General features: G+C 66.8%; 23 protein-coding genes. 7 read left to right on the top strand and 16 right to left on the bottom strand.

Annotated elements, in window-relative coordinates:
- Positions 1-4: 4 nt before the first annotated feature.
- The 6 genes from purF to ABE472_RS14560 form a co-directional block, all read right to left on the bottom strand.
- The gene (gene purF / locus ABE472_RS14585; RefSeq protein ID WP_019185825.1) at positions 5-1,471 is read right to left on the bottom strand and encodes an amidophosphoribosyltransferase; all 1,467 of its coding nucleotides are present in this window, start codon (positions 1,469-1,471) and stop codon (positions 5-7) included.
- A gap of 30 nt (positions 1,472-1,501) precedes the next feature.
- Complete coding sequence (locus tag ABE472_RS14580; RefSeq protein ID WP_346466517.1) at positions 1,502-2,233, bottom strand: CvpA family protein; 732 nt, start codon at positions 2,231-2,233, stop codon at positions 1,502-1,504.
- Between the two features lie 58 nt (positions 2,234-2,291).
- Positions 2,292-3,314 carry an SPOR domain-containing protein gene (locus tag ABE472_RS14575; protein WP_346466516.1) on the bottom strand — a complete coding sequence of 341 codons (1,023 nt, stop codon included), beginning with the start codon at positions 3,312-3,314 and terminating at the stop codon, positions 2,292-2,294.
- 98 nt (positions 3,315-3,412) lie between these two features.
- On the bottom strand, positions 3,413-4,690 hold the full coding sequence (folC, locus tag ABE472_RS14570; RefSeq protein WP_346466515.1) for a bifunctional tetrahydrofolate synthase/dihydrofolate synthase: 1,278 nt from the start codon (positions 4,688-4,690) through the stop codon (positions 3,413-3,415).
- Positions 4,691-4,741: 51 nt separating this feature from the next.
- Complete coding sequence (locus tag ABE472_RS14565; RefSeq protein WP_313209597.1) at positions 4,742-5,386, bottom strand: histidine phosphatase family protein; 645 nt, start codon at positions 5,384-5,386, stop codon at positions 4,742-4,744.
- Positions 5,387-5,732: 346 nt separating this feature from the next.
- Positions 5,733-7,895 (bottom strand): S46 family peptidase, encoded by a 2,163-nt coding sequence (locus ABE472_RS14560; RefSeq protein WP_313209599.1) that lies wholly within the window; start codon positions 7,893-7,895, stop codon positions 5,733-5,735.
- 220 nt (positions 7,896-8,115) lie between these two features.
- Between ABE472_RS14560 and tdh the strand changes: the two genes are divergently transcribed.
- Positions 8,116-9,138 (top strand): L-threonine 3-dehydrogenase, encoded by a 1,023-nt coding sequence (gene tdh, locus ABE472_RS14555; protein WP_346466528.1) that lies wholly within the window; start codon positions 8,116-8,118, stop codon positions 9,136-9,138.
- Between the two features lie 182 nt (positions 9,139-9,320).
- Here tdh and ABE472_RS14550 read toward each other — a convergent pair whose 3' ends face one another.
- Positions 9,321-10,022: a TorF family putative porin gene (locus tag ABE472_RS14550; protein ID WP_137190938.1), complete on the bottom strand. Its 702-nt coding sequence runs from the start codon at positions 10,020-10,022 to the stop codon at positions 9,321-9,323.
- A gap of 191 nt (positions 10,023-10,213) precedes the next feature.
- Here ABE472_RS14550 and kbl point away from each other — a divergent pair, with 191 nt between their 5' ends.
- Positions 10,214-11,425: a glycine C-acetyltransferase gene (gene kbl, locus ABE472_RS14545; protein WP_346466514.1), complete on the top strand. Its 1,212-nt coding sequence runs from the start codon at positions 10,214-10,216 to the stop codon at positions 11,423-11,425.
- A gap of 323 nt (positions 11,426-11,748) precedes the next feature.
- Here kbl and ABE472_RS14540 read toward each other — a convergent pair whose 3' ends face one another.
- The 4 genes from ABE472_RS14540 to ABE472_RS14525 form a co-directional block, all read right to left on the bottom strand.
- The gene (locus tag ABE472_RS14540; RefSeq protein ID WP_313209605.1) at positions 11,749-12,093 is read right to left on the bottom strand and encodes a hypothetical protein; all 345 of its coding nucleotides are present in this window, start codon (positions 12,091-12,093) and stop codon (positions 11,749-11,751) included.
- Positions 12,094-12,184: 91 nt separating this feature from the next.
- A complete protein-coding gene (locus ABE472_RS14535) occupies positions 12,185-13,036 on the bottom strand; it encodes a pseudouridine synthase (protein WP_313217335.1) in 852 nt (283 codons plus the stop codon).
- Positions 13,037-13,055: 19 nt separating this feature from the next.
- On the bottom strand, positions 13,056-13,565 hold the full coding sequence (locus ABE472_RS14530; RefSeq protein WP_313209609.1) for a hypothetical protein: 510 nt from the start codon (positions 13,563-13,565) through the stop codon (positions 13,056-13,058).
- Between the two features lie 226 nt (positions 13,566-13,791).
- The gene (locus tag ABE472_RS14525; RefSeq protein WP_088435197.1) at positions 13,792-14,883 is read right to left on the bottom strand and encodes an OmpA family protein; all 1,092 of its coding nucleotides are present in this window, start codon (positions 14,881-14,883) and stop codon (positions 13,792-13,794) included.
- A 373-nt stretch (positions 14,884-15,256) separates the two neighbouring features.
- On the opposite strand from ABE472_RS14525, the gene ABE472_RS14520 reads away from it, so the two are divergent.
- The 5 genes from ABE472_RS14520 to ABE472_RS14500 all read left to right on the top strand — a co-directional run bounded on the left by ABE472_RS14520 (position 15,257) and on the right by ABE472_RS14500 (position 20,582).
- On the top strand, positions 15,257-16,282 hold the full coding sequence (locus ABE472_RS14520; protein WP_346463654.1) for a zinc-binding alcohol dehydrogenase family protein: 1,026 nt from the start codon (positions 15,257-15,259) through the stop codon (positions 16,280-16,282).
- Between the two features lie 98 nt (positions 16,283-16,380).
- Positions 16,381-16,992 carry a hypothetical protein gene (locus tag ABE472_RS14515; protein WP_313209615.1) on the top strand — a complete coding sequence of 204 codons (612 nt, stop codon included), beginning with the start codon at positions 16,381-16,383 and terminating at the stop codon, positions 16,990-16,992.
- Positions 16,993-17,097: 105 nt separating this feature from the next.
- Positions 17,098-19,131, top strand: coding sequence for an NADPH-dependent 2,4-dienoyl-CoA reductase (locus ABE472_RS14510; protein ID WP_313217331.1), 2,034 nt, complete (start codon positions 17,098-17,100; stop codon positions 19,129-19,131).
- A gap of 291 nt (positions 19,132-19,422) precedes the next feature.
- Positions 19,423-19,881, top strand: coding sequence for a cell wall hydrolase (locus tag ABE472_RS14505; RefSeq protein WP_088435200.1), 459 nt, complete (start codon positions 19,423-19,425; stop codon positions 19,879-19,881).
- A gap of 89 nt (positions 19,882-19,970) precedes the next feature.
- Entirely contained in the window at positions 19,971-20,582 is a 612-nt protein-coding gene (locus ABE472_RS14500; RefSeq protein WP_313217330.1) for a glutathione S-transferase N-terminal domain-containing protein, read from the top strand.
- Between the two features lie 80 nt (positions 20,583-20,662).
- On the opposite strand, the gene ABE472_RS14495 is transcribed toward ABE472_RS14500, so the two are convergent.
- The 5 genes from ABE472_RS14495 to ABE472_RS14475 form a co-directional block, all read right to left on the bottom strand.
- The gene (locus ABE472_RS14495) at positions 20,663-21,724 is read right to left on the bottom strand and encodes a suppressor of fused domain protein (RefSeq protein WP_346466513.1); all 1,062 of its coding nucleotides are present in this window, start codon (positions 21,722-21,724) and stop codon (positions 20,663-20,665) included.
- A gap of 72 nt (positions 21,725-21,796) precedes the next feature.
- Positions 21,797-22,291 (bottom strand): hypothetical protein, encoded by a 495-nt coding sequence (locus ABE472_RS14490; protein WP_313209629.1) that lies wholly within the window; start codon positions 22,289-22,291, stop codon positions 21,797-21,799.
- Positions 22,292-22,519: 228 nt separating this feature from the next.
- Positions 22,520-24,397 (bottom strand): propionate--CoA ligase, encoded by a 1,878-nt coding sequence (gene prpE / locus ABE472_RS14485; protein ID WP_313217327.1) that lies wholly within the window; start codon positions 24,395-24,397, stop codon positions 22,520-22,522.
- Positions 24,398-24,783: 386 nt separating this feature from the next.
- Positions 24,784-25,770, bottom strand: coding sequence for a malate dehydrogenase (locus ABE472_RS14480; protein ID WP_088435213.1), 987 nt, complete (start codon positions 25,768-25,770; stop codon positions 24,784-24,786).
- Between the two features lie 63 nt (positions 25,771-25,833).
- Positions 25,834-26,328, bottom strand: a complete 495-nt coding sequence (locus ABE472_RS14475; RefSeq protein WP_121042904.1) for a peptidylprolyl isomerase — start codon at positions 26,326-26,328, stop codon at positions 25,834-25,836.
- Between the last annotated feature and the right edge of the window lie 16 nt (positions 26,329-26,344).

Genomic DNA, 26,344 nt, shown 5'->3' with positions numbered 1-26,344 from the left:
GCCCTCAGGCGCGACGCTTGTGCTTGGCATCGTCCGAACGCAGCTGCTGGATGCGCTCGAAATAGCCCGGCTCGATCCCGGTCGGGTAGACGCCGTTGAAGCACGAGGAATCGAACGACTTCAGCTCCGGGTTGCCTTCGCTCACCGCCGCTTCCATGTCCTCGATGTCCTGGTAGATCAGCCAGTCGCAGCCCAGGTGCTTCTCGATTTCTTCGATGCTGCGGTTGTGCGCGACCAGTTCTTCGGCGGCCGGCATGTCGATGCCGTAGATGTTGGGGTAACGCACCGGCGGCGCGGCGCTGGCCAGGTAGACCTTGCGGGCACCGGCGTCGCGCGCCATCTGCACGATCTGCTGGCTGGTGGTGCCGCGCACGATCGAATCATCGACCAGCAGCACCACGCGGTTGCGGAACTCCAGGTGGATCGGGTTGAGCTTGCGGCGCACCGACTTCACCCGCTCACCCTGGCCCGGCATGATGAAGGTGCGGCCGATGTAGCGGTTCTTGATGAAGCCTTCGCGGTACTTCACCCCGAGCGTGTTGGAGATCTCCAGCGCGGCATCGCGCGAGGTATCCGGGATCGGGATGATGGTGTCGATGTCGTGATCCGGGCGCAGGCGCAGGATCTTCTCGCCCAGCTTGATGCCCATGCGCATGCGCGCCTTGTGCACCGAGACGTTGTCGATCATCGAATCCGGGCGGGCGAAGTACACGTATTCGAAGATGCACGGGCTGTGCTCGACCGGTTCGGCGCAGACTTCGGAGAACAGCTCGCCACGCGCGGTGATGACCAGCGCTTCGCCCGGGCGCACATCGCGCACGCGCTGGAAGCCGAGCACGTCCAGTGCGGCCGATTCGGAGGCCACGATGTATTCGTCGCCTTCGGCGTGGGCACGCTTGCCGAGCACCAGCGGGCGGATGCCGTGCGGATCACGGAAGGCCACCAGGCCCAGGCCCAGCACCACGCTGATCACCGCATAGCCACCCTTGACGCGGCGGTGCACGGCGGCCACGGCGCGGATCGCCGCTTCCGGAGTCAGCTGGCGCTGTGCGTCCAGTTCGAACGCGAACACGTTCAACAGCACTTCGCTGTCCGAGTCGGTGTTGACGTTGCGGCGGTCCTGCTCGAACACCTGCTGGCGCAGGGCTTCGGTATTGATCAGGTTGCCGTTGTGGGCCAGCGCGATGCCGTACGGCGAGTTCACGTAGAACGGCTGCGCCTCGTCCATGCCTTCCGAACCGGCGGTGGGATAGCGCACATGCGCGATGCCGACGCGGCCTTCCAGCGTGGACATCCGCTTGGCATCGAACACATCGCGCACCAGGCCATTGGCCTTCTGCACGCGCAGGCGGGTGCCGTCGGCGGTGGCGATGCCGGCCGCGTCCTGGCCACGATGCTGGAGGACGGTCAGGCCGTCATACAACTGCCCGGCGACGTTCTGGTTGCCGACGATTCCGACGATGCCACACATGGTGCGAATTCTCCGCTGGGCTGCGCCCATCTACAGTGAAGGTGGCCGTGCCTGGCCGGAGGTACCGTTCCGTGCCGGAGCGGTGTCGTCCGGACGCGGGTGCGCCGGCTCGATATTGACTGGCAGTGTGGAAGTCGGCCCGCGCGCCGCAGCGTCGGCAGGTGCCGTCTCCCTCCCCTCGTCAACGGGACGCGGCCATCCGCGCCCTGCCACTACTTCGCCAAGGACGCCATTATCGCCTGTCGCGAGCGGCTTGCCCAAATCCATCGTCGGCAGTTGCGGCAGATTCACCTCCGGCAACGCCATCTCGGGCAGCTGCGCCTGCATCCAGCGCACCCCGGGTTGCAGCAGCGGCCGCACCTGCGAGGTCTGCCAGGCCGGCTCCTGCGGCAGCGGCGTGAAGGCGGCCAGCATCAGCAGCACGCAGCCCAGGAAGGCGCCGCGGACCAGGCCCAATGCACCGCCCAGCAGGCGGTCGGCACCGGTCAGGCAGGTCACTTTCACGGCCGCCTTGATCAGCATGCCGATCAGGCCGACGGCGATCATGACGATCAGGAACACCCCCAGGTAGCCGGCAACGTAATGGCCGGTGCCCGGTTCCAGCGGCGCCGCCCACCAATGGGCTGCGTCATTGCCGAACAGGAACGCGGCCCAGCCGGCCAGCAGCCAGGACAGCGTGCTGACCACGATGCCGACGAAGCCGCGCATCAGGCCAAGCAGGACGGAGGCCCCGATCAGGACCAGCAGGACGATGTCGATCATGCCGGCAGGCCGCGCGGTAGGCGCCGTCCAGCGGGTGCGGGGCGGCGCAGCTCAGGCATCAGGGGTGCGGGCGGACCATGCCGGCCACGCCGACCTTGGCGGCCACCTGGGCCTTGAGGTTCTCGGCATCGGCGCGGTTGGCGACCGGCCCGACGCGGACCCGGTTGAGGGTGCCCTTGTCGGTACGGACCTGCTCCACGAAGGCGCTGAAGCCGGCGGCGCGGACTTTGTCACGCAGGGCATTGGCCTCGGCCGCCTGGCCGAAGGCACCGAGCTGCACGGCGAAACCGACGCTGCTGGCGGCCGGGGCCGCCGGAGCAGCCGGTGCCGCGACGGCAGTCTCGGGCTTGGGCGCCGGGGCCGGCTTGGGCTCGGGCGCGGCCGGCTTCGGTTCCGGCTTGGCGGCCGCGACCGGCTCGGCCGGCAGGGATTCGGTTTTCACGGTATTGCCCGCCGGCGCGGCGGCAGCACTGGAGGCGGCCGGAGCCGCCGACGGGGCCGGTGCAGGGCCGGCCGGCGTGGCGGCAACCGCGGTATCGGCGCGGGCATCCAGGGTGATGACCTCGGCCTTGACGTCATTGCGCACCTTCACCGCCTGCAGGCGGCCGGCTTCGGCCAGCGCGCGATCGGCGTAGGGACCGACGCGCACGCGCCAGGCCTGGCGACCGTTGATGGTGGCCGGCTCGCGGAAGCCGGCGAGCTGGGCGCTCTTCAACGAAGCGATGACGCGGTCGGCATCGGCTTCGGTGGCATAGGCACCGAAGCTGACGGCGTAGTTGCCGGCGGCGACGGCCGGCGAGGTGTCTGCCGGCGCCGGATCGGCGGCGAGCGCAGCGCTGTCGGCCAGCGGCTGGGTCGTGGATGCCCCGCTCTGCAGGCCGGTGGCGCCACCGGTGGGGGCGACCAGCGGCAGCTCGCGGGTTTCGAACTGGCCATCCGACGGCGCGGCCGGTGCACTGATCGGCACGTTGGCGACACCACTGTCAGGTGCGGGACCCTTGACCAGCATGGGCAGGAAAATCACGGCCAACGCCACCAGGACGATGGCACCAATCAGTCGCTGTTTCAGAGGAGTATCCACGTGAAGGCAGGCAGGCGGCGCGGCGGAATGCCACGGCGATTATACGGGTGCGCGCGTGTGCGGCGGCTGATGCGGCTGAACGGCGCTGCAAAGCCCCCTCAGGCGCCGGGTTCGAGGGTCTGCAGCGCCTGCGCGGCGGTGTGGAAGGAGCCGAACACCAGCACGCGATCGCCGGCCTTGGCCTGCGCCACGGCATGCTGCAGGGCGTCCACGACGGTGGCGTGCGGTGTCGCGCCGGCCGCAGCCGTAGCGGCCAGGCGTGCCCGCAGTTCCTCGGCGCTCTGCGCACGTGCCCCCTCCAGCCCGGCCAAGTGCCACTGCTGGACCTGATCGGCCAAGGCCTCGACCACCCCGGCGGCATCCTTGTCCTGCAGGGCGGCAAACACCGCGATGGTGTCGCCGGTGACGCGACTGGCCTTCAGCGCGGTGGCCAGTTCGCGCGCGGCCTGCGGGTTGTGACCGACATCGACCAGCACCTCCACGCCGTCACGATCAAAGGCCTGCAGGCGGCCACGGATACGCGCGGCGGCAACGCCTTCGATGAAGGCGGTGCGCGGCAGCGGGCGATCCAGCGCACGCAGCGCGGCGATCGCCGTCGCGGCATTGGCGCGCTGGATGGGCCCGCGCAGCGTCGGGTGCGGCAGTTCGATACGGAAGCCGACATCGCGCCAGCGCCAGCGCTCGCCATCGATGGCATCGGCGAAGAAATCGCTGCCCCCCCGGATGGCGTTGGCACCCACCAGATAGGCACGCGCGAGCACACTCGAGGGCGGATCGATTTCGCCGAGGATGACCGGCTTCCAGCCACGGATGATGCCGGCCTTCTCGGTCCCGATCGCTTCGCGGTCCTCGCCCAGCCAGTCGCTGTGGTCGATGTCGACGGTGGTGATCACCGCCACGTCGCCATCGACGATGTTGACCGCATCCAGACGGCCGCCAAGGCCGACCTCAAGCACGGCCAGATCCAGGCCCGCCTGCGCAAACAGCTGCAGGGCGGCCAACGTGCCGTATTCGAAGTAGGTCAGCGTGGTGTCGCCACGCGCGTCTTCGATCGCGTTGAAGGCCGCCATCAGGGCGTCATCGGTAGCGTCCTGGCCATCGATGCGCACGCGCTCGTTGTAGCGCAGCAGGTGCGGCGAGGTGTACGCACCGACCTTCCAGCCGGCAGCGCGCGCGATGGCCTCGATGAAGGCCACGGTGGAGCCTTTGCCGTTGGTGCCACCGACCACGATGCTGCGCTCGGCCGGCGCGCCCAGCCCCATCGCCTGCGCCACGGTACGCACCCGGTCCAGCCCCATGTCGATGGTGGCGGGGTGCTGCTGCTCGATGTAGCTGAGCCAATCGGAGAGGGTCTGCGGGCGGGCGGTGGTGGTCATGGTCGTTGGATCGGAATCGTTGGGGCGGACGGCAGGATGGGACGCAGTGCGTTACAGCGCGCGGTGCTTGGCTTCGCCGAAGAACGGCGTGTGGTGCGCGCAGTCGTTGAGGCGGACGACTTCAAGCTGGTCGAGGTCGGGACCTTCGAGCAGGTTGAGCGTGGTCGGTGCCTGGCGGAAGGTCCACAGGCGCGAGATCGGCAGGCCGAGGATGCGGCACAGGATCACGCGGTTGACGGCGTCATGGGCGACCACCAGCAGGGTGTCGTGCTCGCCCAGGCCTTCAGCGGCACGGGCCAGGCCGCGCCAGCTGCGTTCGAGCACCAGCCGCAGCGATTCGCCGCCGGGCATCAGGACGGTATCGGGCTCTTCGCGCCAGGCGCGCAGGCGGGAGGGATCCTTGTCGTGGATTTCGCTGGCCAGCAGGCCTTCCCATTCGCCGTGGGCGATTTCCTGCAGGTCCGGCTCGGTCTGCAGCATCGGGGCGCGGTCTGCACCCAGGGCGAGCTGGGCGGTGAGCTGGGCACGCGAGAGCGGCGAGGCGACGGCGCGGGTGATGTCGACGGACTTCAGACGTTCCCCCAGCGCCTTGGCCTGGGCTTCGCCGATCGGCGACAACGGGATATCGATCTGGCCTTGGTAGCGGCCTTCGGCATTCCACGGCGTTTCGCCGTGACGGGCAAGCAGGATGCGCATGCGGACAAGGGGTCCTTGGGGGAGGAGGTTCCGGCGCTTCGTTCACATCCTGTGAAAGCACGCGGAACAGGGATGATACCCGGTCGCGGCTGTGAAGCTGTGTGGCTGTTTGGTGCACGTGATCTGCTTGCTCGGCGGCTTGGTGGCGGATGGCTCGTAAAGCATGGCGCCTGACGGCCCCGCGCAGGCTGAGGCCGGGTAGCCTCTGGCAGGACACGCCGTGAACCCAGCCCTGCCCGGCGCGCTCCCGCAGGGGAAAGCAAGACGCCACGCGTTTGGACGATAATTCGCCCATAAAAAAACCCCGCAGATGTCGCTGCGGGGTTTTCAAAACCGACGTGTCGGCTTACTTGCTGAGGTTCAGTTCTTTCAGCAGCTGCGGCGCGGGCGCCACTTCCTGCATGATCCACTGCATGTAACGGCTGTCGACCGCGATCATGCGGGTCATCACCGGATCGAACACCCAGTTCGAACTCACCGACTCCCAGTTGCCATCGAAGGCCAGGCCGACCAGCTTGCCGTTGGCGTCCAGCACCGGCGAACCGGAGTTGCCGCCGGTGATGTCCAGGTTGGACAGGAAGTTCACCGGCACCGAGCCGATGCGCTTGTCTTCCAGGCCGCCGTAACGCTTGGCCTTGACCGCATCGAGCAGCGCCTTCGGCGAATCAAACGGATCTTCGCCGGTTTCCTTGGCCGCCACGCCTTCCAGGGTGGTGAACGGGGTGTAGTTCACGCCATCCTTGCCGTAGCCCATGACGTTGCCGAAGGTGATGCGCAGCGACAGGTTGGCGTCCGGATAGACGAACTCGCCCTTGCTCTTCTTGTAGTCGGCCACGGCCTGCAGATACAGCGGGCGCGACACCAGCGACTCGCCTTCGCGGGTCTTCTTCTGCTCTTCCTGCTTGAGCAGCGCCGGCATCACCGCCACCGCGTACTGGATGGCCGGATCGGTGCTGGCCTCGAACGCCGCACGGTCGGCCTTGAACCACGTCAGGCGCTCATCCAGGCTGCCCAGCTTGGTGCCCGAGAGCTTGCCAACCAGAGCCTGCACGGCGGCCGCATCGCTGCCTGCCAGCCACTGGTTGAGCACCTCGTTGGTGCGCTGCGCGGCCGGCAGGGCCACGTACTGGCTCAGCCAGTAGGTCTGCAGCTGCTGGTCCATGCGCGGCACGTAACGGCGGTCCATCTGCTTCAGGCCGCCTTCGATGGAGGGAAGATCGCGTTCCTGATAGCCGACTTCACGCTCGGCATCGGCCTTGCTGCGCTCGATCGAGAGGCGGTACAGGGTGATCGCCGAGCCCACGGCCGAGGTGCTGTTGAACTGGCTGACGAACAGGTCGCGCTCACGCGTGGCCTTGCTGGTGTCCAGGTGCTGGATCAGCTGCGCATGTGCCGCCAGGGCCGGCTTGCCGGCGGCGCCACGCTTCTTCAACCAGGCCAGCACGGCGGCTTCTTCGGCCTGCTTCTGGCCGGCCGCGTCGATGCGCTTGAAGCCTTCCAGCTGACCGGCGTAGTTCTTGGCCACGTTGTTCATGCTGGCCGCGGTGGCCGCGTACTTCACCTTGACGTCCGGGTCGGCCTTGCCAGCCTCGTCGATCATCTTCAGCACCGCGTTGTAGTGGCGCGCGATGGTCGGGTAGGTCCAGCTGGCGGTTTCATTGAACTCGCCGGCCAGCGCGTAGCGGTTGGTGCGGCCCGGGTAGCCGGCCACCATCACGAAGTCGTCGGCACCCAGCGGCTGGTCGGCGAACTTCAGGAAGTGCTTGGGCTGGTAGGGCACGTTGTCGGCCGAGAAGGCGGCCGGCTTGCCGTCCTTGCCCACGTAGGCGCGGTAGAACGAGAAATCGCCGGTGTGGCGCGGCCACATCCAGTTGTCGATGTCGCCACCGAACTTGCCGACGCTGCCCGGAGGCGCGTAGACCAGGCGCACGTCCTTGATTTCCATGTTGCGGAACAGACGGTAGGTGTTGCCGCCGGAGAAGCTGTACAGGCGGCAGCGGAAGCCGGCATCGGCTTCACACGCAGCGGTCTGGGCCTTGTCGAAGGCATCCAGCGCGCGGGTACGGGCCAGCGGGTTCTTGCCGGCGGCGGCGATCGCGGCCTTGGCCTGGTCGGTCACGTCGGTGATCTGGTCCAGCACGAACACGCGGGCGTTGGGGCCGGCGCTCAGCTCATCCTTCAGGGTCGGCGCGTTGAAGCCGTCCTTGATCAGGTTCTTTTCGGCCGTCGAATTCAGCTGGATCGCACCGTAGGCACAATGGTGGTTGGTGACCACCAGGCCCTGCGGAGAGACGAAGCTGGCGGTGCAGCCACCCAGCGCCACCACCGCGCCCATCGGGTCGCCGGTCAGGTTGGAGATCTGCTCCGGGGACAGCTTCAGGCCGGCCTGCTTGAGCGGGCCGGCGATTTCCGGCAGCTGCTGCGGCACCCACATGCCTTCTGCGGCATGGGCGACCTGGACCAGCCCAAGGCTGGCGACGACGGAGAAAGCGAGCAGGTTCGAGCGCATAGAGCAGCCCCTGGTGAAAGAACCGCCGATTCTAGCCCAGCCGCTGCGCCGTCCCGAAGCCCGGTAGAGCCGACCCATGGTCGGCTGGCCGCACGCAGTGCGGCAATGAGGGGCATGGCCACCTCCCAGCCCACCCGCGCTGCAACATGGGAAAACCGCCAGCGGCTCTATAATCCGCGTTTTCCCCCAGACGAGTTCCACCCCGATGGCGCAGCAAACAATGAAGGCCCTGGTCAAACGCGAAGCCGCCAAGGGCATCTGGCTGGAAGAAGTTCCGGTCCCCACACCCGGCCCGAACCAGGTCCTGATCAAGCTGGAAAAGACCGCCATCTGCGGTACCGACCTGCACATCTACCTGTGGGACGAATGGAGCCAGCGCACGATCAAGCCCGGCCTGACCATCGGCCACGAATTCGTCGGCCGCATCGCCGAGATCGGCCCGGGCGTGACCGGCTATGAAATCGGCCAGCGCGTCTCGGCCGAAGGCCATATCGTCTGCGGCCATTGCCGCAATTGCCGCGGTGGCCGCCAGCACCTGTGCCCGAACACCGTGGGCATCGGCGTCAACGTCAACGGCGCCTTCGCCGAATACATGGTGATGCCGGCCAGCAACCTGTGGCCGATCCCGGATCAGATCCCCTCCGAGCTGGCCGCCTTCTTCGATCCGTACGGCAACGCCGCGCACTGCGCGCTGGAGTTCAACGTGATCGGCGAGGACGTGCTGATCACCGGTGCCGGCCCGATCGGCATCATCGCCGCCGGCATCTGCAAGCACATCGGTGCGCGCAACGTGGTGGTCACCGACGTCAATGATCTCCGCCTGAAGCTGGCCGCCGACATGGGCGCCACCCGCGTGGTGAACGTGTCCAACACCTCGCTCAAGGACGTGATGAAGGAACTGCACATGGAGGGCTTCGACGTGGGCCTGGAAATGAGCGGCAATCCGCGCGCGTTCAACGACATGCTCGACTGCATGTACCACGGCGGCAAGATCGCCATGCTCGGCATCATGCCCAAGGGCGCCGGCTGCGACTGGGACAAGATCATCTTCAAGGGCCTGACCGTGCAGGGCATCTACGGCCGCAAGATGTACGAGACCTGGTACAAGATGACCCAGCTGGTGCTGTCCGGTTTCCCGCTCGGCAAGGTGATGACCCACCAGTTGCCGATCGATGATTTCCAGAAGGGCTTTGACCTGATGGAACAGGGCAAGGCCGGCAAGGTCGTGCTGAGCTGGAACTGAGGCATCGCGCCGTTGGCGCGCCGGTCGGTGTCACGACCAACGGTCGTGACCTACCAGGCATGGTCGGTTCGGGCCTCGGCGGTGGCATGGCCCCGGTAGGTACCGGCCGTTGGTCGGTACGCGCTTCGGCAAACGAAAAAGGCGCCTTGCGGCGCCTTTTTCATGTCCATCGCAGCGTCAGGTCATTTGCCCACGGCCACGGTGAACACCACGCGGTTGTCCGCCAGCTTGCCGTTGTTGTCGCGACCAGCGCCGTCGGTACCGTGGTACCCCAGGCCCAGGTTGAACAGGCCGAACTGGCGGCTCACGCCGACGTTGAAGTCGGTGTAGTCCTTGCCGAAATCGGTCTCGAGCGAGGTACGGCCCACGTTCGCGCTCAGGGTGAAATCATTGGGCAGGCCCCACTCGCCGCCCACCGCGTAATACCAGCTCTTGGTATCGGACCCGGACAGGTCGTCGGTGTAGGCCACCGTCAGCTTGTACTGCTCGGCGAAGGTGGTGGTGGTGATCAGCTCGTTGTAGTTCAGCTCGCTGGCGCCCGGATAGGTGTAGCGGTTGAGCAGCACGTCGAAATTGACGCCGTCGGTGACATCCACCCCGTAGCCGATCAGGTAGTCGATCTCCGTGCTCGGGTCGCCCGGCCCGAAGTCCACGCCCGAGCCCCACACGCCCGCATACAGGCCCACCGGCGAGGTATAGGTGAAGCCAGCCTGCAGGGTCGGATCCTCATCGGTCTGGGACACACCACGGAACACGTAGTCCGATACGGCGGTGACGTTCCAGCTGAACGGCGATTCGGCCTCGTCCTGGGCGCTGGCGGCAAACGGGGCAAGCAGGGCGGCGCAGAGCACAGCGGCGGCGGTACAGCGCGTGGCGTGGTTCATGCGGGGTCTCTCCAGACGTGGGGTGGGCAGTGCAGCGGGTTTACGGTTTTTTAACCTGATTGATATTGCGATGCAACAATCACGTGTGCAACCGTTTCGCCCACCGCCGGCCCGGCCAGACCCCGCCTGCGCCCCCGGGCCCGGCGCCGACAGGTAAAATCCCGGGTTTCCCGTGCCGAAGACTGCCTGCCATGACCGACGCCACCACCGCCTCGCTGACCCAGCACTACCTTGAAGAACTGGAAGCGATCCGCGCCCAGGGCCTGTTCAAGTCCGAACGCATCATCACCAGCCCGCAGTCGGCCGAGATCACCTTGGACGACGGACGTACGGTGCTGAACTTCTGCGCCAACAACTACCTGGGCCTGGCCGACCACCCCGACCTGATCCAGGCCGCCAAGGATGCGCTGGATACCCACGGCTTCGGCATGGCCTCGGTGCGCTTCATCTGCGGCACCCAGGACCTGCACAAGCAGCTGGAAAAGCAGATCGCCGATTTCTTCGGCAAGCAGGACACCATCCTGTACGCGGCCTGCTTCGACGCCAACGGTGGGCTGTTCGAGCCGCTGCTGGGCGAGCACGACGCGATCATTTCCGACGCGCTCAACCATGCCTCGATCATCGATGGCGTGCGCCTGTGCAAGGCCAAGCGTTTCCGCTACGCCAACTGCGACATGGCCGATCTGGAAGCCCAGCTGCAGGCCGCCGATGCGGCCGGCTGCAAGACCAAGCTGATCACCACCGACGGCGTGTTCTCGATGGACGGCTTCATCGCCCCGCTGGATGAGATCACCGCGCTGGCGAAGAAGTACAACGCGCTGGTCCACATCGACGAATGCCATGCCACCGGCTTCCTCGGCGCCACGGGCCGCGGCTCGGCCGAGGTCAAGGGCGTGCTGGAGAAGATCGACATCATCACCGGCACCCTGGGCAAGGCCATGGGCGGCGCACTGGGCGGTTTCACCTGCGCCAGCGCCGCAGTGATCGAACTGCTGCGCCAGCGCTCGCGCCCGTACCTGTTCTCCAACTCGCTGCCGCCGCACGTGGTCGCCGCCGGCATCAAGGCCTTCGAGATGCTGGCCGCCGCCGATGACCTGCGCGATACCCTGGCGCAGAACACCGCCTACTTCCGCGAGAAGATGACCGCGGCGGGCTTCGATGTGAAGCCGGGCGTGCATCCGATCAGCCCGGTGATGCTGTACGACGCGCCGCTGGCGCAGAAGTTCGCCGAGCGCCTGCTCGAGGAAGGCATCTACGCGATCGGCTTCTTCTTCCCGGTGGTGCCCAAGGGCCAGGCCCGCATCCGCACCCAGATCAGCGCCGCGCACACGCGTGCGCACCTGGACCGCGCCATCGATGCCTTCACCCGGATCGGCGTCGAGCTGGGCGTGATCAAGGCCTGAGGGCCCCAGCCGCCCCACGGTCGGCACGGCCGTCGCACCCGCGCGTCACGGAGGTAGAGCCGACCGTTGGTCGGCTGCCTCTCGTCGCAGGTCATGAACAGCCGATACGGGGCACGTCTTGCGTGCCTCAGCCGACCAACGGTCGGCTCTACCGTCGTGGGGGTGTGGATAGCGGATGCGGGGGCACGCTTTGCGTGCCTCAGCCGACCAACGGTCGGCTCTACCGTCGGTGGGGATTGTGGACATCGGATGCTGGGGCACGCCTTGCGTGCCTCAGCCGACCAACGGTCGGCTCTACCGTCGGTGCGACGCGCGCGGCGGGGTTACTTCTTCTTTTTCTTCTTGTCCTTGGCCTCTTCCTTGCTGGCCACCACCACCGGTGCCGCAACCGGACCATCCTGGCCATTGCCCTTGGCCACCCGGATACCGTTGGCCTTCATCCAGGCATCGAACTCATCGGCGCTCATGCGCTTGTCGCCATCGCTCATCAGGAAGCGGTAGCTGCCGCGGCCATCCAGTTCGGGGATCCTGATCTCCACCACCTTGTCGGTCACCGGCGGATCCTGTTTGGCGATCTGCTTGTGGCCGCCACAGGCGGTCAGCAGCGCGGCCGGCAACAGCAGGCAGGCGCCGCGGAACAGGGAACGGTTGAGGGTACTGACGTGCATGGTCTTACTCCCGGTGTTGAACGGAACGTCCCTTCGAAGGCCATCCATTGCCCGGGTCGATTGGCCTGCCACATGCCGGCAGGCCACAAGGTCACGGTGTGGCCGCGGCACTGTCGGCCACGGCATGAAGAAGTTCCAGATCGTGTTGGCTGAGCTCGCGCCAGGCGCCCTTGCCCAGCTCGCCCAGCGGCAGCTGGCCGATCGCCACGCGCACCAGGCGCAGCACGTTGATGTCGAATGCGGCGAGCAGGCGGCGGATATGCCGGTTGCGGCCTTCCTCCAGCACCACTTCCAGCCAGGCGGTCTTGTCGCCGCTGCGCAGCAGCGTGGCGCGCCGCGCCCGCAGCAGCTCGCCTTCGTCCTCGATCCCCGCGCACAACGCCTGCAGCTGCGCCGCATCGGGGATGGCATCGATCTGGACGTGATAGGTCTTGTCCGGGCCGGTGGCCGGATCGGTCAGGCGCGCGGCCCATTGCGGATCATTGCTGAAGAGCAGCAGCCCTTCGCTGGCCTTGTCCAGGCGCCCGACCGGCGCGATCCACGGCAGGCCGGCAGCATCGAAGCAGCGGTAAACGGTATCGCGACCGCGCTCGTCCTGCGCGGTGGTGACCAGGCCACGCGGCTTGTTGAGCATCAGGTGCACGCGCTTGGGCGCATCCAGCGGCTGACCATCCACGCGCACGTGATGGCGCCCGTCGATGATCGGAAATTCGGGGTTGTTGATGACACGGCCGTCGACCGTCACCCGGCCATCGGCGATCCAGCGTGCGGCTTCGGTGCGCGAGCACAGCCCGGCTTTGGACAGCACGCGCGCCAGACCATGCCGCGGTGCGCCCGCGGGGGGGCTGGAGGCGGCGTTGCGGGTGCCTGTTGCGGGGCTCGCACGCCGCTCGGGGCGGCGTGGTCGGGACGCGTTCGCGGCGGGTGGCCGGCGTGTCGTCATCGTGCTCCGCTCAGGCGGCTTACTTCTTGTCCGCCGGCTTGGTCTCAGCCGGTGCTTCGGTGGTGGCGGCCGGCACGGCAGCCGGTACCGGGCGCGCCTTGACCACGCGCACACCGCGCGCCTTCATCCAGGCGTCGAATTCTTCGGCGGTCATGCGCTTGCCGTTCTGGCTCATGTCAAAGCGCCACGGCGTGTTGTCGAATTCGGTCTGCGGCTTGTAGGCGGCCGGATCGTTCGGGTTGATCACCGGTGCACTGGGGATCGCCTTGGCGATGTTCTGGCAGCCGTCGATGCGCAGGCGCTGCAGCACGCTGTCCAGCGACTGCTCGCGGTCGTAGCTGGAGGTCAGTACGCCGGCAGGCATGCCCAACTGGACGTTGCGGATGTACAGCTCTTCGGCCACCGGTGCGATCGCGGTGGCCGGCAGCGGCAGCGGCGATGCGCTGGCAGGTGCCGAACAGTCCACGGCAGCGTGGGCGGTGGGAACCAGGGCCAGGCCAAGCGCGGCGGCCAGTGCAAAACGCTGCATGGGATGCATCCAGGAAGGGGTCGACGCGGCGAGTTTAACAGCGCCACAACGTCTTTCAAGCGCCACCTTCAATGAATACGGCAACTTGTTGGATTTATTGTCGATTTTCAGGATTCGACCCGACCGCGCGCGCGGAAGGGCCTAAGTGTCGAGGTGAGAGAAGACAAAAAAAAACAGGGCCCGGCAATGCCGGGCCCTGCTTATTGAGACTGTACTGCCAGAAGGATTAGTTCTGGACGTTCAGCTCGGTACGACGGTTCTTGGCGCGACCTTCCGGGTTATCCGAACCATCCGGGTTGGTGTTCGGCGCAATCGGGCGGCTCTCGCCGTAACCGATCGGACCGACCAGACGCGAAGCGTCAACGCCGTTCTGGGTCAGGTAGTTGTACACCGAGGTAGCACGACGCTCGGACAGCTTCTGGTTGTAAGCGTCGGTACCCTTGGAATCGGTGTGACCGGCCACTTCAACGCGCAGATCCGGGTAACGCTTCAGGATTTCCGAAGCCTCGCTCAGGATCGCAACCGCGTCCGGACGCAGGTTCGACTTATCGAAGTCGAAGTTCACGCCCTTCAGATCGATCGACACCGGGACCGGGCAACCGTCCGGACCGATGGTCTGACCCGGCTGCGAGTTCGGGCACTTGTCATCGCAGTTGTTGACGCCGTCACCGTCGTCATCCAGATCGGCGCAGCTCGGCGCAACCGGAGCCGGAGCCGGCACGGCAGCAACCGGGGCCGGGCCCAGCGGGATCACGACGCCGACCGAAGCCAGCACGTCGCCGAACCAGTCTTCGCTCGGAGCAGCAATGCTCTGGTCGTCGAAGTCAGCGCGGTAGGCCACTTCGGCACGCACGGCGACGCGCTTTTCGAAGGTGGTCTGCAGACCGACGCCGAGCTTGGCGGCGAAGTTGCCGTCCTTGCGCTCACGCGGACCGTTGGTGTTCAGCGCTGCGTACTCTTCTTCCGACTTCTGGTAGCCCAGGCCGAACAGCAGGTACGGGTTCCAGCCGCGGCCTTCCTGGATGAAGTGGCGACGCAGGTCGAGCGAGGCGCCGTACTGGCTCCAGTTCAGATCCTGGTTGGCGTCGAAGTTCGGGTTCTGGTAGTTCAGCTCGCCATCCAGCGACCAGTTGGGGCTGATGAACTTACCGAGGCCCAGGGTAACGAACGGAGCGTCGTTGGTCAGACGGTCGCTATCCTGGAAGTTGAAGCCGGCCGAACCGGTCAGGTACCAGCGGTCGTCAAAATCCTGCGCCGATGCAGCCTGGGCGAAAGCCAGACCGCCCAGCAGCGCGGCAGTGAGGATCTTCTTGTTCATTGAGTACAGCTCCTATTTCGGGGGTATGAAACCGGTAGAGGCATGGGCCAGCACTACTGCGTCGTTTTCAGACTGCCGATTCAGCACGCCACCGCCGCGAACATTATGCTCAGGCGAGTGAAGGTGATGTTAACAGTCCCGTAACATGTGAAGACGACCGCCAGACCTCTACCGGGTCCAGCTGGTGGCACCCTATACAGGTTGATGAAATTCCGCAAGACCCAGCAATGACAAGGGTTTTGCCTAATTCAGGCGACGTAGCGACACATTTTTCACGTTAGGGTTCAAATGGCGATTGCGCCTTGATTCAGCGCAAAAACAGCAGCGTCGTGATCCGTATGATGAGGGTGATTCCCCCGTATCCGGAGCCGATATGAAAGCCGTGGGATTGACCCAGTATCTGCCGATTGAAGACCCCGCCGCGCTGCAGGACCTGCGCATTGCGCCACCGGGCGTGCCGCAGGGACGCGACCTGCTGGTACGAATACATGCTGTTTCCGTCAATCCGGTCGACACCAAACAGCGCGCGCCGCGCCCGCAGCAAGAGAATCCTGCGCGCATCCTGGGGTATGACGCGGCCGGTGTGGTGGAGGCGGTGGGCCCGGAGGTCACGGCGTTCGCCCCCGGCGATGAGGTGTATTACGCGGGCGATGTCACCCGCTCCGGTTGCAATGCCCAATACCAGTGGGTGGACGAACGCCTGGTCGGGCGCAAACCCACCACGCTGGATTTCGCCGAGGCTGCAGCGTTGCCGCTGACCACGCTGACCGCATGGGAACTGCTGTTCCAGCGCATGCCGCTGCACTTTGAAGACAGCCGCCACCGCGGGCAGCACCTGTTGATCATCGGGGGTGCCGGCGGCGTCGGTTCGATTGCGATCCAGCTCGCGCGCCACGCCGGCTTCAGCGTGATCGCCACCGCCTCGCGCGAGCAGACCCGCGCGTGGTGCGTACAGATGGGCGCCGACCACGTGATCGATCATCGCCAGCCGCTGGCAGCGCAACTGCAGGCACTGGGCATCGCGCAGGTGCAGGTGGCGCTGAACCTGGCCGACACCGACCACTACTGGGAGGCGCTGGGCGAGCTGCTGGCCCCGCAGGGACATGTGGGGCTGATCGTTGAGCCGCGCGGACCATTGCGCATCGGCGATCCCTACAAAGCCAAATGTATCGGCATCCATTGGGAGTTCATGTTTGCCCGGTCGCGCTTCCAGACCGACGACATGATCGAACAGCACCGCATTCTGAGCCGGGCCGCCAGTCTGATCGACGCCGGCGAACTGCGCACGACCGCGCATACGCATCTGGGCTCGATCACGGCAGCGAACCTGCGCGAGGCACATCGTCAGCTGGAAGGTGGCGGCGTGATCGGCAAACTGGTGCTGTCCGGCTGGGACTGACGCGCGCGGCAATGTGTCTGCGCAGATTCGCGCGCATCTGTATCTGTCGGCCATGCGAAGGGCCCCCTACAGTCAGTGGCCCTTCCGGTGAAGCCGACATGCCCACGTCCCTGCCCCTGCGCCTGCTGCAACTCCTGCTTGGTCTGTTCCTGTATGGCTTCGGCGCGGCGGTGATGATCCGCGCGGCGATCGGCGTGGCGCCCTGGGATGTGCTGTCACAGGGCATCGCGCTGCAGACGCCGCTGTCCTTCGGCGTGGCCACCAATGTGATCGGCGCGCTGGTGCTGCTGCTGTGGTGGCCGATCCGGCAGAAGCCCGGTCTGGGCACCGTGCTCAACGTACTGCTGATCGGCCCCAGCGCGCAGTTCGGGCTGTGGCTGCTGCCGCAGGTGCAGGGCCTGGTCTGGCAGATCCCGATGTTCATCTGCGGCCTGCTGATGGTCGCGGTGGCCACCGGCCTGTACATCGGCGCACGCTTCGGCCCCGGCCCGCGCGATGGCCTGATGACCGGCCTGCACGCCCGCACCGGCTGGCCGATCTGGATCGTGCGCAGCGCGATCGAAGGCACCGTGCTGCTGATCGGCTGGTGGCTTGGCGGCAACGTCGGCGTGGGCACGCTCGCCTTCGCGCTGCTGATCGGCCCGTTGTGCGGCGTCACCCTGCCGCTGTTCGGTATCCGCAAGCCCAGCCCGGCAGCTGCCACGCCCTAGCGGGCGTCCGTGCCGACCAACGGTCGGCCCCCTGGCGGACACATGCCCTTGCTCTTCAGGGGCATTCGCGGCACCCTGCGGGCTTCCGTACGCAAGCGTATCCACATGTCGCCAGCCGCCGAATCCACCGCCTATCCGCACCTGTTCACCCCGCTCGACCTGGGCTTCACCCAGCTGCGCAACCGGGTCCTGATGGGGTCCATGCACACCGGCCTGGAAGACCGGGCGCGCGATTTCCCGCGCCTGGCGGCCTATTTCGCCGAGCGTGCCGCCGGCGGCGTCGGGCTGATCGTCACCGGTGGCTTCGCGCCCAACGTGGTTGGCTGGCTCAAGCCATTCGGCGGCAAGCTGTCCTGGCCGTGGGAGGTGCGACCGCATCGCCAGGTCACCCGGGCCGTGCACGACAACGGCAGCAAGATCTGCCTGCAGCTGCTGCATGCCGGCCGCTATGCCTACCACCCCCTCTCGGTGGCTCCCTCCAAGCTGAAGGCCCCGATCAACCCGTTCACCCCGCGGGCGCTGTCGGCGCGCGGGGTGGAGCGCCACATCGCCGATTACGCGCGCAGCGCGCGGCTGGCCCGCGAGGCCGGCTACGACGGCGTCGAGGTGATGGGCTCGGAAGGCTATCTGATCAATGAGTTCATCGCCCCGCGTACCAACCAGCGTACCGATCGCTGGGGCGGTGACGCCGCCCAGCGCATGCAGTTCGCCGTGGAGATCGTGCGTCGCATCCGCGAGGCCTGCGGCCCGGATTTCATCATCATCTACCGGCTCTCGCTGGTGGATCTGGTGCCCGACGGCAGCAACTGGGCCGAGATCGTGCAGCAGGCGCAGGCCATCGAAGCGGCGGGCGCGACCCTGATCAACGCCGGCATCGGCTGGCACGAGGCGCGCATCCCGACCATTGCCACCTCGGTACCGCGCGGCGCCTTCGCGGCGGTTACCGCCAAACTCAAACCGCACGTGCGCGTGCCGGTGATCGCGACCAACCGCATCAACATGCCCGACGTGGCCGAGCGCATCCTTGCCGCGGGCGGTGCCGACATGGTCTCGCTGGCGCGGCCGCTGCTGGCCGACCCGCAGTGGGCCAACAAGTCGCGCGCCGGCCGTCCGGAGGCGATCAACACCTGCATCGCCTGCAACCAGGCCTGTCTGGACCACGTGTTCGAGAACAAGACCGCCAGCTGCCTGGTCAACCCGCGTGCCGTGCACGAGACCGAACTGGTCTACCGCCCGACCAGCGCCCCGCGCCGGATCGCCGTGGTCGGCGCCGGCCCGGCCGGGCTGGCCTGCGCGACCGTGGCTGCCGAGCGCGGCCACGCGGTCACGCTGTTCGATGCCGGCAGCGAGATCGGCGGGCAGTTCAATGTCGCCAAGCGCATCCCGGGCAAGGAAGAATTCCACGAGACGCTGCGCTATTTCCGCCACAAGCTGGGCGAGACCGGCGTCGAGGTGAAGCTGGACACCGTGGCCGACGTGGCCGCGCTGGCCGGTTTCGACGCGGTGGTGATCGCCACCGGCATCACCCCGCGCCGGGTCGATTTCCCCGGTGCCGACCACCCCAAGGTGGTCACGTATCTGGATGTGCTGCTTGGCAGGGTCCAGGTGGGCGAGCAGGTCGCGATCATCGGCGCGGGCGGCATCGGCTTCGATGTCGGCGAGTTCCTGGTCCACGAAGGGCCCTCCTCCGCGCTGGACCCGGCACGCTGGATGGCCGAGTGGGGCGTGGACCCGACGTTCGAGGGCCGCGGCGCGCTCGCCAAACCGGCACCTGAAGCCCCCGCCCGCAAGGTCTGGCTGCTGCAGCGCAGCCCGGGCAAGCCCGGCGCCCGCCTGGGCAAGACCACCGGCTGGATCCACCGCGCCACGCTCAAGGCCAAGGGCGTGACCATGCTCGGTGGCGTGACGTACCTGGGTGTGGATGACGCCGGCCTGCGCATCCGCGTGGACGGCCAGGAACAGCTGCTGCCGGTGAGCCATGTGGTGGTCTGCGCCGGGCAGGAACCGCGCCGTGACCTGCACGCCGCACTGCAGGCCGCCGGCATCAACGCACAGCTGATTGGCGGTGCGGATGTGGCCGCCGAACTCGACGCCAAGCGCGCGATCGATCAGGGCAGCCGGGTCGCCGCCGCGCTCTGATCCGCATCGACATCAACCTGAATACGGGGCTGAACCGCCGATTCAGCCCTGCCTCCGAACCTGAATGTCAAGCTTTCGGGTTCAGGATGTATTGGGAAATCCCCCCCTATCGTGCGCCAACTTTCCCGCTCACCACCCAGTTCGAGTGAGCGCGCGGACCCCACGTCTATTCGGGTCCGCCCCCGGGCGGCCCCGATGGCCGCCTCCCCATGACGCCAAGTCGTAACCCTCGCCCCGTCCGAATGATCGGATGGAACAGCCAGGTGCGGCCCACACGGAGCAAGGAGATTTATGAAACTGGCCTGGATTCTCTGGCTGTCACAGTTGTTGCCGCAGCCTGCCGCCGATTCGTTGTGCCTGAGCACGACCGTTTACCTCGAAGCGCGTGACCAGACCCTGCGCGGCCAGCAAGCCGTCGCGGAAGTGGCCCTGCGCCGCCTGGACAGCGGCCTGTGGGGCGACTCGATGTGCCAGGTGGTGACCGCCCGCAAGCAGTTCGCCCCGACCATCGTCGCGCCCGGCACCCAGCTCGGCAACGCCGATGCCTGGCAGGAAGCGATGACGGTGGCCTTCGACGCCGAGCGCAACTGGGCCCTGCCGGCCGGTGAGCGCAAGGAGATCGTGCCCGGCGCCAGCCACTTCGCCGCCCTGGCGATCGCCAACCCGAGCTGGCGCAACGCCTACCAGGTGGCCACGATCGGTGATCACACCTTCTATCGCGTGCAGAAACTCAAGCCGCGCGCGTCGTAACGATCTGTTACGGCCATACCGTTGAGGATGCGGGGCCGGCTCTGGAATAGTGGGCGGCTCACCTTCCACCCATCCGCAACGGAGTTCCCATGAAGCTGTACAGCAAGCCCGGAGCCTGCTCCACCGCCGATCACATCGCCCTGCAGTGGACCGGCCAGCCGTTCGAGGTGGAACTGCTCGACAAGGACACCCTGAAGGCGCCACCGTTCCTGGCCATCAATCCGGCCGGTTCGGTCCCGGTGGTGGTCGATGGCGATTTCGTGCTGACCCAGAACGCCGCCATCATGGGTTACATCGCCGATACCCACCCGCAGGCCGGCCTGACCGGTGACGGCAGCCCCAAGCAGCGCGCCGAAGCCACCCGTTGGCTGTCCTTCGTCAATTCGGACCTGCACCCGGCGTTCAAGCCGCTGTTCGGGCCGGCCACCTTCATCGAAGACGACACCCAGTACGACGCGCTCCGCGCCGCCGCCCGCAAGCGCCTGCGTGGCCTGTTCGAGCGCGCCGATGCGCAGCTGGCCGACCGCCCGTGGCTGGCCGGATTCCGCAGCTTCGCCGATCCGTACTTCTACATCACCCTGCGCTGGGCGGCGGGCGCGAAGATCGACCTGAGCGGCCTGGACAACCTCGCCGCCTTCAAGCAGCGCATGGAGGCCGATACCGGCGTGCAGGCAGTGCTGAAGGCCGAAGGCCTCCTGTAGAGCCACCCCATGGGTGGCTGCAGGCGGTCCGGCCAGAACACACGCGTCCGGCCGGACAAGGAGCCACGCATGGCGTGGCTCTACCCGATCGTACGCACCACAGTGCCCTCGGCATCGCGCAGCTCGCTCGGCTCCACCACCACCTGCAGCGCCGGCCAACCCGGGATCGCATAGGTGCCACGGCGTGGCATGACCGTGGCGACCAGTGCCTGCACCGTGGCCGGGGCCAACTGGCATTCCAGCGCATCGCCCTCGACCACCAGCGCATTGGCGGCCGCCGGCGACAGCGTGATCTGCCGATCGTTGCCGACCAGCGTCAATGGCTGGCCGAACAGCAACCGCGCCGGCAGCAACGCGAGCAGCGATTCCACCTGGCGCGCTCCCAGGGTCACGGTCACCTGCTGCGCATCGCCCTCGCCCTGCACCAACCCGCCCAGCTTTTCCAGGAACAGATAGGCCGTCTGCGAGCCCTCGCGCGCCGCACCTTCGGCGACCGCGGCAGCCAGTGCGGGATCGTCCAGCAGCGAGCCGCGCGCGATATCGGTGATCCACAGCGGCATCTTCGGCAGCAGCGCCTCGAGCACGCCGGTGGTCGACCAGCGCTTCACCGCCTCCATCTCGTCATCGGTCAGCCCGATCACCTGCAGGAACGCCAGCGAACCGTTGGGCGTCTCGCGGGGCGGCAGCTGCGGGTCGCGCATGAAGGCGACGTGGCGCAGCAGCGTATCGGTGTCGGCGGCGATCGGACCGCCCGCATTGAGGTAGTGGCCCTGCTGGAACACCTTGCCGTTGGCGAACACGTAGCGCGCCAGGTTCTGCAGGAAATTCATCGCCCACGCCGGTGGCTCGCTGCCCGCCGCGGCGGCAACCCGGAAGCTCAGCTCGAAGCCGTAGCCACTGGTGGACGGATCATCGCTCTCTTTTTCATAGAGCTCTGAGAAGCCGTAGCTGACGAAGTGCCAGTGCGGCAGCGGGGTATCGTTCCAGTACGCGCTGATGCCGTCCAGCGGATCCTCGCCCCCCAGCAGCGAACGCAACACCGGGCCGTAATGCTGCGGCGCCTGCGTGGGATACACCGCCTTCAACGCCGCATCGATGGCATCCCACCCGGGGGCGCCGTCGTCCTCGATCTCATCCACCATCGCTATTCTCCCGCACACGTAACAGCACGCATTCTAAACAGCGTGCTGCCCGGCCGCCGTCGACGTATCGCCTCAGGCGATCACGGGCTCGGTCTGCAGCAGCGCGCGTGTCTCGTCCATCCAGCGGTTGGCCAGCGCCGGGCTTTTTGCCTTGCTGATCGCAGCGGCCAGGTCCGGCCACAGCTTCTCCAGGCTGCCCGCATCGGTGCAGCGCTCGACTTTCAACTGCATGAAATAGCCCTTCAGACCGAGATGCCTGCGCACCGATTCGCTCATCCAGTCATACAGCCGCTTGTACAGCTCCGGATCCTGCTCGCGCCCGGCAGTCAGCGCGGCGGCGACCACCGGTGCGGCGCTGCCCCCGACGATCTCGATCAACCCCATCGCCGACAGCTGCGCCAGCGCATCGTCCGGCGCGCGCAGGCCCGGCAACAACGCGGTCAACGCGTTGTCATCGCGCTGACCATCGACCATCAGCAGCAGGGACCGCAGCGCCGGCGGCAAGCGCCGCGCACGGTCCTCGATTTCCTGACGGCCAGCGGCCGTCTTGGCCTGGATATACGCCATGTGTTCCCCCTTCACGTGGTGCCGTACCACGCGTAGGCCGGCCGTTCGCCGCTACCTGCGCGCCCCTGTGATCTTCCAGGCCCTCCGTGTCCGGCGGCCGCCCCAGGCGCGCCGTGTCCCCAGCGCGCGGCGTGCCGCCGACAAGGCCTGCAACGATCACGTCCGCAGCTTACCCGAGCGTTCGCCTCGCAGGTAATGCGCTGCAGCATCGTGCAGGGGGCTACAGCGTCAGCTCCCCAGTGCGCGCCGGATCTCGTCCAAGGCCGCCGGGTCGTCCAGGGTCGACAGATCACCCGGATCACGTTCCTCGGCCAGCGCCTGCAGCGAGCGCCGCAGCAGCTTGCCCGAACGCGTCTTGGGCAGCGCGTTGACGATATGGATGTGCGCCGGCCGTGCGACCGCGCCCAGGGTGTTGGTCACCCGCTGCATCATCTCGGCCGCCACGGCACTGCCGTCGCCCTGCAGGGCCTGCTTGAGGGTGACGAACACCAGCGGCACCTGGCCCTTGAGTTCATCCTTGACCCCGATCACGGCGGCCTCGGCCACCAGCGGATGGCCGGCGATGCATTCTTCGATCTCGCGCGTGCCCAGGCGGTGCCCGGCCACGTTGATGACATCGTCGGTGCGGCCGAGGATGAAGGTGTAGCCGTCTTCGTCCTGGATCGCCCAGTCCAGCGAGCTGTAGAGCAGCTCCTTGAAGTGGCTGAAGTAGCTCTGGATGAAGCGCGCATCGTCCTTCCAGACGGTGGTCATGCAGCCCGGTGGCAAGGGCGGGATCATGACCAGCACGCCCTTCTGGCCCGGTGCGACGGTCTCGCCGGTGTTCTCGTCGATCACCTTCATCCGGTAGCCGAGGTTCGGGAAACCGGGCGAGCCGAAGCGCACCGGTTTCATGTCCACGCCCGGCAGCAGGGTCAGTGCCGGCCAACCGGTTTCGGTCTGCCAGTAGTTGTCGATGATCGGCTTGCCGAGTGCGTCGTTGATCCAGTGCGCGGTCGGTTCGTCGAGCGGTTCGCCGGCAAGGAAGACGTACTTCAGCGCCGCCAGGTCGTGGCGGCGGATGAAGTCCGCATCGTGTTTCTTGAGCACGCGGATCGCGGTGGGTGAGGAGAACAGCGTGCGCACGCCGTACTGTTCGCACAGCGCCCACCAGATGCCCGGGTCCGGGTGGGTCGGCAGCCCTTCGTACAGCAGCGAGGTGCAGCCGCCGATCAGCGGGCCGTACACGTTATAGGAATGCCCGACCGCCCAGCCCACGTCCGAGGTGGAGAACATCACCTGGCCGGGCTTGCAGTCGAACACCGTCTCCATCGACTGCGCCATCGCCACGGCGTAGCCGCCGACATCGCGCTGTACGCCCTTCGGCTTGCCGGTGGTGCCGGAGGTGTAGAGCAGATAGCTCGGCTCGCTGGATTCCAGCCATACCACCGGCACGTCCTGGTCACCCACCTCGGCACGCAGCGTGGCGTAGTCGACGTCGCGACCGGGCACCTTCGGCTCGGCAGGGTCCAGCCCGCGCGAGACGATCAACACATGCGGTGGCGGCGAGGCGGCTTCGGCGCAGGCGGCATCGACCATCGCCTTGTACGGAATCACCTTGCCACCGCGCTTGCCGGCGTCGGCGGCGATCAACAGCTTCGGTTCGGCGTCATCGATGCGCAGTGCCAGGTTGTGCGCGGCGAAGCCACCGAACACCACCGAGTGGATCGCCCCGATGCGTGCACACGCCAGCATCGCGAACACCGCTTCGGCCATGTTCGGCATGTAGATCACCACGCGGTCGCCACGCTGCACGTCCAGCCGCTGCAGCACGGCGGCGAAGGCATTCACTTCGCGGTGCAGTTCGCGGTAGGTGATCTCGCGGGTAACGCCGGTTTCGCTGGAGATGGCGACGAGGGCGAGCTGGTCGGGACGGTCGACCAGATGGCGGTCCACCGCGTTGTAGCAGAGGTTGGTTTCCCCGCCGACGAACCAGCGCCGGAACGGCGGATTGCTGTAGTCGAGGATCTGCTGCGGCGGTGTATGCCAGTAGATGCGCTGGGCCTCTTCGCCCCAGAACGCTTCGGGTTCATCGACCGAACGTCGATAGACATCTTCGTAACGCATGACGGCCCTCCCAGACAAAGTCATGGGATCGAGCATAGTCCGATGGTGAAGCGCGGGCCGTCCGACCTTGGTCGTAGGGGCGATCGGTGGGTCGGGCGCTGGGCCCCCATATCCTTGTAGGCGAAATAAAGGAGGAGGGGGCGGCCGAAGGCCGACGCCGGGGACATTCGCCGGAAAGGGTATGGGCCCCAGCGCCCGACCCACCGACCGCCGCGCGGGAAAAGATGCGAAGAACCAAAAAAAACGCCGGGCAATGCCCGGCGTTTTTTCCAATCCGTACCGACCGACGGTATTCGCGCCGTCCTGGCGCTCACCCTCCGGGCCGGCGCTTCGCACCGTTGAGAACGGCTCCTGCCGTTCTCAACGGCACCCACCCGTGTGAGTGATCAGCCCAGCAGGTGGGCGACGCCGGAGCGCTCTTCTTCCAGCTCGGCCAGGGTCTTGTCGATGTACTTCTGGCTGAAGTCGTCGACCGGCAGATCCTTGACCAGGGTGTACTCGCCGTTCTCGGTGGTGACCGCGAAGCCGAAGATCACGCCTTCCGGAATGCCGTAGGAGCCGTCGGACGGCACGCCCATCGTGACCCACTTGCCGTTGCTGCCCAGCACCCAGTCACGGATGTGGTCGACGGCAGCATTGGCAGCCGAGGCCGCCGAGGAGGAGCCACGGGCTTCGATGATCGCCGCGCCGCGCTTGCCCACGGTCGGGATGAAGGTGGAGGCGTTCCATTCCTGGTCGTTGATCGCCTCGGCGATGGAGGCACCATCGGCGGTGGCGAAACGGTAATCCGGGTACATGGTCGGGCTGTGGTTGCCCCACACGATCAGCTTCTCCATGCCACCGACCGGCTTGCCGAGCTTGGTCGACAGCTGGCTCAGCGCACGGTTGTGGTCCAGGCGCAGCATGGCGGTGAAGTTGCGCGGGTTCAGATCCGGTGCCGACTTCATGGCGATGTAGGCGTTGGTGTTGGCCGGGTTGCCGACCACCAGCACCTTGACGTCACGCTTGGCGACCTTGTTCAGCGCCGCGCCCTGGGCGGTGAAGATCTTCGCGTTTTCCAGCAGCAGATCCTTGCGCTCCATGCCCGGGCCGCGCGGACGCGCGCCGACCAGCAGGGCGATATCGGCATCCTTGAAGGCCACTTCGGCGTCATCGGTACCGACCATGCCGGCCAGCAGCGGGAAGGCGCAGTCTTCCAGTTCCATCATCACGCCGCGCAGGGCGGCCTGGGCCTTGTCGACCGGCAGCTCGAGCAGCTGCAGGATGACCGGCTGGTCCTTGCCCAGCATGTCGCCGGAGGCGATGCGGAACAGCAGGGCGTAGCCGATCTGGCCGGCGGCGCCGGTCACGGCAACACGAACAGGTGCTTTCATGGGGATTTCCTCTGCTAAGAATCGTAAAAACGGCCCCCTTCACAGGGGGCCGTCGGGATCGGATCAGGCGCTGGGGATGAGCTTGTTCCACTCCGCCACGCGCTCGGCCTGGGCGGCCAGCACGGCGTCGGTGTCGCCTTCCAGGGTGATCGAATGGATCACGTCGCCCTGCTTGACCGAGTCCACGATGGCCTGACCGTCCAGGACCTGGCCGAACACGGTGTGCTTGCCGTCCAGCCAATCGGTCTTGATGTGGGTGATGAAGAACTGGCTGCCGTTCGTGTTCGGGCCGGCATTGGCCATCGACAGCGAACCGACCTGGTGCTTCACGCCGTTCTTTTCATCTTCGAACTTGTAGCCCGGGCCGCCGGTGCCCTGGCCCTTGGGGCAGCCGCCCTGGATCATGAAGTCCGGGATGACGCGGTGGAAGACCAGGCCGTCATAGAAGCCGTGCTTGACCAGGTTGACGAAGTTGGCGACCGTCAGCGGGGCCTTGTCGGCGAACAGCTCGACCTTGATCGGGCCCTGGGTGGTGTCGAAAGTGGCGATGAGGGACATGCAAATCCTTGGGGTA

This window comes from Stenotrophomonas sp. TWI809 (assembly GCF_039673205.1).
GTDB lineage: Bacteria > Pseudomonadota > Gammaproteobacteria > Xanthomonadales > Xanthomonadaceae > Stenotrophomonas.
The sequence above is the reverse complement of the archived record's forward strand: the minus strand, read 5'-3'. Positions and strand labels throughout refer to the sequence as shown.